Raw genomic sequence first — 9,239 nt, 5'->3', positions numbered from 1 at the left:
GTGCTGGTGGGATGCGACACGCCACCGGCGCCACCGGTTGCGCCGGGGCCGACCGGGCGGCCCGTGCGGGGGCTGCCGTACCCGTCGGACGCCGGGCTGTCGGAGACCCCCGGCACGACCCCCGGCACGGCCCCGGGCGCCTCGGGGGATCCGTGTCCCGAGAGCGGCGTACGGCTGAGCGAGGATCCGGGGGACGCTGCGATGGGGCTGCGGGCCGGGGGGCTCACCCTGGTCAACTGCGGCACGCGGCCGTACCCCCTGGACGGCTACCCGGAGATCCAGGTGCTGGGCAAGGACGTACGGCCGGTTCGGGTATCGGTGGTGCACGGCGCGGACGGGATCACCACCGGCGTGCCCACCGTGGACGCGCCCCCGCGGCCGCTGGTCCTGCGGCCCGGGGACTCGGCGCGGGTACCGCTGCTGTGGCGGAACCTGGTCACCGAGGTGGACGTTCCCGCCGTGGAGGGCTGGTACGTCGACGTGACGGCCCGGCCCGGCGCCGCACCGGTGCGGCTCCGGCTCACCCAGTCCCTCGACCTCGGCAACACCGGGAAGCTGGCCATCGGCCCCTGGCAGGTGGCGCAGGCCGCGCCGGGCGCACCGGGCGCGCCGTGATCGTCTGGCTCGACTGGCCCTTCGGCGGCGGGAAGACGCAGACCGCCCACGCACTGCTGCGGCGGCTGCCGGGAAGCGTGGTGTGCGATCCGGAGCACGTCGGCTTCGGTCTGCACCGGATGCTGCCGCCCGCGTTGCGCGGGGACTTCCAGGACCTTCCCGCCTGGCGACAGGGCGTGTTCGAGGTGCTGGACCTGGCCGCCGCGCGCCACCCGGGGGTGGTACTGGTCCCCATGACCGTCACCGACCCCCGCTACTTCGCCGGGACCGTCGGGCGGCTGCGGGAACGCGGCCACGACGTACGGCACTTCGCCCTGCTGGCCGAGCGGGAGACCGTCCTGCGGCGGCTGCGCGAGCGCGGCCCGGGTCGGGGTCTGCGGCGCGAGGGTTTCGCCGTCTCCCGACTGGACGGCGCCCTGGCGGCCCTGCGCGCGCCGGAGTTCGCGGAGCACCTGTGGACGGACCGGCTGCCCGTGTCCGGGGTCGCCGACCGGATCGCGGCGAGCGCGGGCCTGTCGCTGACCCCGGACCCGGACGGTCCGCTGCGCGGGCGGCTGCGGCGCGCGCTGGTCGGCGTACGGCACATCCGCTTCGGCTGACCCGCCCCCTAAGCCGTCCTGCGGCGCGGGGCGTGGCGGGTGGGGAGGGCGGTGGCGGCGAGGGTGAGGGCCACGGCGGCGGCCGCGAGGGAGCCGTAGAGCAGCGGCGGGATGTACGGGGACTCGCCGGTGAGGGCCTTCGCCATCGGGACCAGGGTGGCCATGGCGAGCGTGTTGGCGGCGGCGAGGGCGGCGAACCCGCCGAGGACGGCGGCCATGACGTTGTTGGCCCAGGCACCGACCCGCCGGTCCAGGCTCTGGGAGCCCGCCCAGCCCGCCCAGCCCGCCGGATCGGCGGCCTGGCCGCCGAGCGCGGACAGGCCGGGGTCAATGCCGCGGACCAGGAGTTCGGTGGGGGCGGGCGCGGTGCGGTGCGCGGCCAGGTCGGCGGCCGGGAGGGTGATCTCACCGAAGCCCAGGCCCCGGCTGTAGACGGCGATGACCTGCGGGGTGGCGCGGGAGCCGTCGGGGAGCCGCAGGTCCATCCGGTCGCCGAGGCGCACTCCGGCGGCTTCGGCGAGGCCCCGGTCGACGGCGACGGTGCCGGGCCGCAGGGCGGCGAGGGAGCCCCCGCGTACGCGGAGGTCCTGGACCGGGGTGAGGTCGCCGGAGGTGACCTGGGCGGGGTCGGAGCGCAGTTCGCGGGTGGAGCCGGAGCCGACGAGGGCGAGTACGGAGGTGTGGCCGACGGGAACGGCCGCGGTGACGCCGGGGAGGGCGGCGGCGCGGGCCGCGGTGTCGGCGGGGAGGCCGCCGCCGCCCGGGGCGGTGACGACGTGGTCGGCGAGCATGCCCGCGTTCTGCTGGTGGCCGGTGGCGCGGTCCTCGCTGGTGTGGAGGAAGACCAGGGTGGAGGAGAAGGCGACGGCCAGCACGATGGGGGTGATGGCGGAGGCCAGACGGCGGGCGTTGGTACGGGAGTTCGCGGCGGCGAGCACGCCCGCCGGGCCGGTGGCGCGCAGCGGGAGGCCGATCACGACGGCGCAGGCGCGGGCGATGAGCGGTCCGAGCAGGGCCACGGCCAGCATGAAGAGCATGACGACGCCGAGTCCGGCGGTGGCGGCGGCCTCCGTGGATCCCCCGGCGGCCAGGCCCGCGCAGGTGAACCCACCGACCAGGGCTGCCGCGCAGCACCGCCCAGGACATCGCGGCCCGGATGGCCGCGCTCACCGGCCGCCGGAGCGCACCCACCGGCGCGGCGTGACGGAGCCGGAGCTGGGGTGGTCGAGCCCGGCGGCGCACCGCAGGAAGGTGGACTTGCCGGAGCCGGAGGGGCCCATCACGGCGGTGAAGCTGCCGCGGGGCAGGCTGAGGTCGATGCCGCGCAGCGCGTGGACGGTGGCCTGGCCGCGCCCGTAGGAACGGCGTACGTCGCGCAGTTCGACGGCGGCCGCGGCGGCGGCGCCGTACTCCGCGCCGTCGTTCCCCGCCCCGCCGTTCCCCGCCCCGCCGGCCGCGGTACCGGTGTACGCGCCGGCCGGCCACCCCTGGGTGTCGTACTCCCTGCCGCCGACGGGTCCCGCGCGATGCGCCGTCGCCGACTGCTGTCGCTCCCGCTGTCGCCCGCCGCGCCCGAAGCCCATGATGTGCCGCCTTCCGTGTGTGCCGTCCTGCTGGTACCGACGACGCTACGGATCTTCGTGGGGTGGCGGCCATGGCGGAACCCGGCCTGCCGGGGGTGGGGTGAACCCCACCCGCCGCCTTCAGGAAGTGCCCGACGTTCAGAGCGAGCGGCGGATCAGCAGCAGCGCGCGGTCGTCGTTGACGTCCTTGGCGACCTTCTCGATCAGGTGCCAGGTCGCGCCCTCCCAGCCGGAGGCGACGTAGCGGTCGGCCTCGCCGGTGAGCCGGTCGATGCCCTCGCTGATGTCGCGGTCGGCGGTTTCGACGAGCCCGTCGGTGAAGAGCATCAGGACGTCGCCGCGGCGCAGGTTGCCCTGCGCGGCGTTGAAGACGGCGCCGTCGTAGACCCCGAGCAGCGGGCCCTCGCCGGTCTTCTCCTGCCAGCGGCCGGTGCCCGCGGAGAGCTGGAGGGCGGGCAGGTGGCCCGCCGAGAGGAGGTCGTAGTCCCCGGTCTCCAGGTCCAGGACGAGGTGGATGGAGGTGGCGAAGCCCTCGTCCCAGTCCTGGCGCAGCAGGTAGCCGTTGGCGGCGGGCAGGAAGTCCTGCGGGGGCAGGGAGCCGAGCAGTCCGCCGAAGGCTCCGGACAGGAGCAGGGCGCGGGAACCCGCGTCCATGCCCTTGCCGGAGACGTCGGTGAGGACGACTTCGAGGGTGCGGCCGCCGTTGGTGCGGGCGGCCACCACGAAGTCGCCGGAGAAGGACTGGCCGCCCGCCGGGCGCAGGGCCATCTCGCGGTGCCAGCCCCGGGGCAGGTCGGGCAGCTTGCTCTGGACCCGGATGCGTTCGCGCAGGTCGAAGAGCATGGTGCCGCCACGTCTCCAGGGCACGCCGACGCGGCTGCGGAACTGGGCGATGACCAGGCCGAAGAACCCGCAGGCGGCGACGACCAGGATGGTGCCGGGGGTGACCCGGGCGGGCCCCTCGGTGTACGGGCCGAGCACCAGCGCCTCGACGATCAGGGCGGTCGCCGAGGCGGCGTAGAGGGCGAGCAGGCTGGCGGGGCGCAGCAGCAGGCCGCCCGCGACGATGGGCAGGACGAGGGCCGAGGGCGAGAACCAGACGGGCAGGAGCAGGGTGCCCCAGGTGACGGCGGGGACGGTGAGCAGCAGGCCGCCGAAGGCGAGCCAGTCGGAGGCGTCGCCGCGGAAGTAGTCGACGGCGGATTTGCGCAGCGCGGTGCGCACCCGGTGCGAAGCCTTCCGCAGCCGGGCCGTGAGGGTCTCCATCCGTGCTCCGCCCATTGCTTCGGGACCCTATCCATCCTCGCTGTGGGCGCGCAGGGGTACCCCCTGACCGGATGGTGATTTCGGGACCAAATCCGCTCGCACGGGATGGATTGCCCTGGTAGGCATGGGCTTATGGCTATGGAGACGCGGGTCCTGCGACCCGAGGAGTGGGACGTCTGGTTCGACCACCTGGAACTGGCGTTCGGGGGTGTGCCGGAGGCGCCGGAGGAACGGGCGCTGTACGAGTCCCTCACGGAGACGGAGCGTTCACTGGGGGTGTGGGACGGGGAGGCCTGCGTGGGCTCCGCGGGCGCCTTCAGTTTCCGGGTCTCGGTGCCCGGCGGGGCGCTGGTGCCCGCGGCGGGGGTGACGATGGTGGGAGTGGCTCCGACGCACCGGCGGCGCGGGGTCCTGACCTCTTTGATGCGCCGTCAATTGGACGATGTCCGGGCGGGTGGTGAGCCGCTCGCCGTGCTGACGGCGTCGGAACCGGCCATCTACGGGCGGTTCGGCTACGGCCCGGCGGCGTACACGCTGGCCCTGCACGTCGATACGGCCCGGGTCCGGCTCCAGCGGCCGCCGGGGGCGGACGGCGTCCGGCTGCGGCTGGTCGACCCGGAGCGCGCGCTGGACGCGTGCGAGGCCGTGTACGCGGAGCTGGTGCCCGGTCGGCCCGGGATGACCGCGCGGCAGCCGGGCTGGGAGCGGCAGGCGCTGCTGGATCCGCCGTCGCAGCGCGGGGGCCGCTCCCCGCTGAAGTGCGTGCTGGCCGAGCGGGACGGGAAGGCGGTGGGGTACGCCCGCTACCGGGTCAGGCCGGAGTGGAACCTGAGCGTCGCCGAGGGTGTGGTGGAGGTCCAGGACCTCGACGCGCTCGACCCGGCGGCGTACGCGGCCCTGTGGGAGTACGTCTTCGGGATCGACCTGACCTCGTCGGTACGGGCGACCAAGCGGCCCGTGGACGATCCGCTGCTGCACCTGGTCAGCGATGTGCGCCGGTCGCGGCCGCGGACCCTCGACTCGATGCACGTACGGCTGGTGGACCTCGGGGCGGCGCTGGAGGCACGGACGTACGGGGCTCCGGTGGACGTGGTCTTCGAGGTCGAGGACGACTTCTGCCCCTGGAACGCCGGGCGTTGGCGGCTGACCGGCGATGCCAAGGGGGCGTCCTGCGCGCGCACCGGCGACCCCGCGGAGCTCGCCCTGTCGGTGCGCGAACTGGGCTCGGCCTACCTGGGCGGGGTCTCCCTGGCCTCCCTCGCGGGCGCGGGCCGGGTCACCGAACTGCGCCCGGGGGCGCTGACGGAGGCGTCCCGGGCCTTCACCTCGGACCTGGCGCCCTGGCTCCCGCACGGCTTCTGAGCGGGGCCGGGCGGCTCCGCTGAGGGCCGCCGGTCCTCAGCGGAGCTGGCAGCCCGGGCACCAGAAGAGGTTGCGGGCGGCGAGGCCCGCGGTGCGGATCTCGGTGTCGCAGAGCAGGCAGGGCAGACGGGCGCGCCGGTAGACGTAGACCTCGCCGCCGTGGTCGTCCACGCGCGGCGGGCGGCCCATGGCCTCAGGGGTGTGCTCGGGGCGGACGGTGTCGATCCGGTTGTTCCGGACGCCCTCGCGCATCAGCGCGCCGAGGTCGCCCCACAGCGCGTCCCACTCGGCGCGGGTGAGGTCCCGGCCGAGCCGGTAGGGGTCGATGCCGTGCCGGAAGAGGACCTCGGCGCGGTAGACGTTGCCGACGCCCGCCACGATCTTCTGGTCCATGAGGAGGGCGGCGATCGTGGTCCGGGAGCGGGAGATCCGCGCCCAGGCCCGGTCGGGGTCGTCGGCGGGGCGCAGGGGGTCCGGGCCGAGGCGTTCGTGTATCGCCCGCTTCTCGTCGGGGGTGATCAGCGCGCAGGTGGTGGGGCCGCGCAGGTCGGCGTACTGCTCGGCGCCCACCAGCCGCAGGCGGACGGTGTCCGTGGCGGGCGGGGCGGGGACCGGGCCGAAGCCGTACCTGCCGAAGAGGCCGAGGTGGATGTGGACCCAGTCCTCGGCGGGGCCGTCGAAGCCGAGGAAGAGGTGCTTGCCGTGGGCCTCGGCGGTGTCGAGTTCGCGGCCGTCCAGCAGGGCGGCGCTCTCGGCGAAGCGGCCCTGGGGGCTGCTGACGCGCAGGCTCCGCCCGGCGAAGCGCTCCTCGTGGTCCTGGGCGAGGCGGTGGATCGTATGCCCCTCGGGCACGGCACTACGGCACTACGGCACTGCGCGCCGCGGGCTCACGGCGCCGCGGCGGGCGGTGACTCAGCCCTGCTGGGGGTGGTGGGCCGGGATCGGGGGCAGCTCGCCGGTGGTCTCGTAGGCGGAGAGCATCTCGATGCGGCGGGTGTGGCGCTCCTCGTCGGAGTACGGGGTCGCCAGGAAGATCTCGACGAACTTGGTCGACTCCTCCACCGTGTGCATGCGGCCGCCGATGGAGATGACGTTGGCGTTGTTGTGCTCGCGGCCGAGGGCGGCGGTCTGCTCGCTCCAGGCCAGCGCGGCGCGAACGCCCTTGACCTTGTTCGCGGCGATGGCCTCGCCGTTGCCGGAGCCGCCGATCACGATGCCGAGGCCGTCCGCGTCCGCGGCGGTCCGCTCGGCGGCGCGCAGGCAGAACGGCGGGTAGTCGTCCTGGGCGTCGTAGACGTGGGGACCGCAGTCGACGACATCGTGGCCCTGGGCCTTCAGCCACTCGACGAGGTGGTTCTTGAGTTCGTAGCCGGCATGGTCGGAGCCGAGGTAGACGCGCATGGGCACGAGTGTGACACGAGGGTCCGGGCGGTCGCGCGAGGGGTGCCGGACAGATGTCGCGTAAGTCACTTCTAAAGCTCAAGTAAACCCAAAGAACGCAGTTGGGGCGGGGTAGAAGCGGTCAGGACCTTGGTCCGGGACGTTCGCCCTATGGCAACGATCCGGATTTAGGTCTTCCGCCCTGCGTTCATCCCGGGTTTGAATGCCGGGGCTCGCAACCCGAGAACCTAAGGATTCGTCCATGAGCTCCACGACGACCCTTCAGAAGTCAGGCGGCCCCACCGGTGAACCCGGTGGCGCCCAGCCCTCCGACGGTCTGAAGGCCGGTCTCAAGAACCGGCACCTGTCCATGATCGCCATTGGCGGCGTCATCGGCGCCGGCCTCTTCGTCGGCTCCGGCGGCGGTATCGCCAAGGCCGGTCCCGCCATCCTGGTCTCCTACGCGCTCGTCGGCGCGATGGTGGTCTTCGTGATGCGGATGCTGGGCGAGATGGCCGCGGCCAGCCCGAACTCCGGATCCTTCTCCGCCTACGCCGACCGGGCGCTCGGCCGCTGGGCCGGTTTCTCCATCGGCTGGCTCTACTGGTTCTTCTGGGTCGTCGTGCTGGCCGTGGAGGCCACCGCGGGCGCGAAGATCCTCGAGGGCTGGGTCCCGGCCGTCCCGCAGTGGGCCTGGGCGCTGATCGTGATGGTCGTGCTGACGATCACCAACCTCGGCTCGGTGGCCTCGTACGGCGAGTTCGAGTTCTGGTTCGCGGGCATCAAGGTCGTCGCCATCGGCGGCTTCGTGATCGTCGGCCTGCTGGCCGTCTTCGGGGTGCTCCCCGGCTCGGACAACCCGGGCGCGGGCTTCGCGCACCTGACCGACACCGGGGGGTTCATGCCGCACGGGGTCGGCTCGATCCTCACCGGCGTGCTGATGGTGGTCTTCTCCTTCATGGGCAGCGAGATCGTCACGCTCGCCGCCGGTGAGTCCGAGGACCCGCGCCGCGCGGTCACCAAGGCCACCAACTCGGTGATCTGGCGGATCGGCATCTTCTACCTCGGCTCGATCTTCATCGTGCTGACGCTGCTGCCGTGGAACGACAAGTCGATCACCGAGAAGGGCTCGTACGTCGCCGCCCTCGACTCGATCGGCATCGCGCACGCGGGCCAGATCATGAACGTGATCGTCCTGACGGCCGTGCTGTCCTGCCTGAACTCGGGCCTCTACACCGCTTCCCGCATGGCGTTCTCCCTGGGCGAGCGCGGTGACGCGCCGAAGATCTTCGCGAAGGTCTCCAAGAGGGGCGTCCCGACCGCGGCGATCCTGGGCTCGGTGGTCTTCGGCTTCGCCGCCGTCTACTTCAACTACGCCTTCCCGGACACGGTCTTCAACTTCCTCCTGAACTCCTCCGGGGCGATCGCGCTCTTCGTCTGGCTGGCGATCTGCTTCACCCAGCTGCGGATGCGCGCGATCCTGCTGCGCGAGGCGCCGGAGAAGCTGACGGTGAAGATGTGGTTCTTCCCGTACCTGACCTGGCTGACCGCCGCGATGATCAGCTTCGTCCTCGTCTACATGCTGTTCGACGACGCCAACCGCGAGGTGGTCCTGCTCTCGCTGCTGGTCGCGGGCGTGGTGCTGGCCATCGGCACGACGCTCGACTTCTTCCGCCGCAGGGACGCGGCGCGCGCCTAGTCACCCGCACACCCACGCACGGCGGCCCCGGACCATGGGATGGTCCGGGGCCGCCGTGTACGTCGGGCCGGGTCAGCCGCGGTCCGCCAGCTTCCACGCGGCGGGCAGCAGCCCCATCGCCAGGGCCGCCTTGAGGGCGTCCCCGATCAGGAACGGGGTCAGCCCCGCGGCGACGGCCGCGCTCGCGGACATCCCGGTGGACAGCGCCAGGTACGGCACGCCGACCGCGTAGACCAGCGCGGAGCCCGCCGCCATGGTGAGGGCCGTGCGGACCACCGACCGGTCGGCGCCGCGGCGCGCGAGGGCTCCGACGACCGTCGCCGCGAGCAGCATGCCCAGCACGTAGCCGAAGGAGGCGCCGCCCGCGCCGGAGGTGCCGTGCGCGAACCACGGCATCCCGGCCATGCCGACCAGGGCGTAGAGCGCGAGGGAGAGGAAGCCGCGGCGGGCCCCGAAGGCGGTGCCGACCAGCAGGGCGGCGAAGGTCTGGCCGGTGACCGGGACCGGGGAGCCGGGGACCGGTACGGCGATCTGCGCGGCGATGCCGGTCAGCGCGGCCCCGCCGACGACGAGCGCGACCTCGCGGACCCGGCTCGCGGGCAGCAGGTCGGCGAGGACGGCGCCGGGCCGGAAGCCGGTGACGGGGGCGACGGCGGTCGGGGCGGAAGCGGTGCTCATCGGGACTCCGGGGGTTCGGTTCTGCCGCGGGGACGGCGGCGGGGACAGGGGGACAAG

At 73.8% G+C, this 9,239-nt stretch carries 9 protein-coding genes and 1 pseudogene; 4 read left to right on the top strand and 6 right to left on the bottom strand.

The window, feature by feature from the left end:
• Positions 1-615, top strand: a 615-nt coding sequence (locus QMF80_RS03035) for a DUF4232 domain-containing protein (protein ID WP_349372166.1), incomplete at its 5' end; no start/stop codon positions are given.
• The gene (locus QMF80_RS03030) at positions 612-1,214 is read left to right on the top strand and encodes an AAA family ATPase (protein WP_283449166.1); all 603 of its coding nucleotides are present in this window, start codon (positions 612-614) and stop codon (positions 1,212-1,214) included. The genes QMF80_RS03035 and QMF80_RS03030, both read left to right, overlap by 4 nt.
• A gap of 8 nt (positions 1,215-1,222) precedes the next feature.
• Here QMF80_RS03030 and QMF80_RS03025 read toward each other — a convergent pair whose 3' ends face one another.
• From QMF80_RS03025 to QMF80_RS03015, 3 genes and pseudogenes are all read right to left on the bottom strand, one after another.
• Complete coding sequence (locus QMF80_RS03025; RefSeq protein ID WP_283449165.1) at positions 1,223-2,251, bottom strand: hypothetical protein; 1,029 nt, start codon at positions 2,249-2,251, stop codon at positions 1,223-1,225.
• Positions 2,252-2,416: 165 nt separating this feature from the next.
• Positions 2,417-2,699 (bottom strand): annotated as a pseudogene (locus QMF80_RS38210) (ATP-binding cassette domain-containing protein); the annotation flags it as partial.
• Between the two features lie 236 nt (positions 2,700-2,935).
• Positions 2,936-4,063, bottom strand: a complete 1,128-nt coding sequence (locus QMF80_RS03015; protein ID WP_283449164.1) for a PP2C family protein-serine/threonine phosphatase — start codon at positions 4,061-4,063, stop codon at positions 2,936-2,938.
• Between the two features lie 132 nt (positions 4,064-4,195).
• Here QMF80_RS03015 and QMF80_RS03010 point away from each other — a divergent pair, with 132 nt between their 5' ends.
• Positions 4,196-5,425, top strand: coding sequence for a GNAT family N-acetyltransferase (locus QMF80_RS03010; protein WP_283449163.1), 1,230 nt, complete (start codon positions 4,196-4,198; stop codon positions 5,423-5,425).
• Between the two features lie 36 nt (positions 5,426-5,461).
• Here the strand turns inward: QMF80_RS03010 and QMF80_RS03005 are convergent, their stop codons facing one another.
• Both QMF80_RS03005 and QMF80_RS03000 read right to left on the bottom strand, forming a co-directional pair.
• Positions 5,462-6,277: an Fpg/Nei family DNA glycosylase gene (locus QMF80_RS03005; RefSeq protein WP_283449162.1), complete on the bottom strand. Its 816-nt coding sequence runs from the start codon at positions 6,275-6,277 to the stop codon at positions 5,462-5,464.
• A 60-nt stretch (positions 6,278-6,337) separates the two neighbouring features.
• Positions 6,338-6,826, bottom strand: a complete 489-nt coding sequence (locus QMF80_RS03000) for a ribose-5-phosphate isomerase (RefSeq protein WP_283449161.1) — start codon at positions 6,824-6,826, stop codon at positions 6,338-6,340.
• Between the two features lie 241 nt (positions 6,827-7,067).
• Here QMF80_RS03000 and QMF80_RS02995 point away from each other — a divergent pair, with 241 nt between their 5' ends.
• Entirely contained in the window at positions 7,068-8,504 is a 1,437-nt protein-coding gene (locus tag QMF80_RS02995; protein ID WP_283449160.1) for an amino acid permease, read from the top strand.
• 72 nt (positions 8,505-8,576) lie between these two features.
• Here the strand turns inward: QMF80_RS02995 and QMF80_RS02990 are convergent, their stop codons facing one another.
• Positions 8,577-9,182 carry a biotin transporter BioY gene (locus QMF80_RS02990; protein ID WP_283449159.1) on the bottom strand — a complete coding sequence of 202 codons (606 nt, stop codon included), beginning with the start codon at positions 9,180-9,182 and terminating at the stop codon, positions 8,577-8,579.
• Between the last annotated feature and the right edge of the window lie 57 nt (positions 9,183-9,239).

It is taken from the genome of Streptomyces sp. G-G2, assembly GCF_030063135.1.
GTDB lineage: Bacteria > Actinomycetota > Actinomycetes > Streptomycetales > Streptomycetaceae > Streptomyces.
The sequence above is the reverse complement of the archived record's forward strand: the minus strand, read 5'-3'. Positions and strand labels throughout refer to the sequence as shown.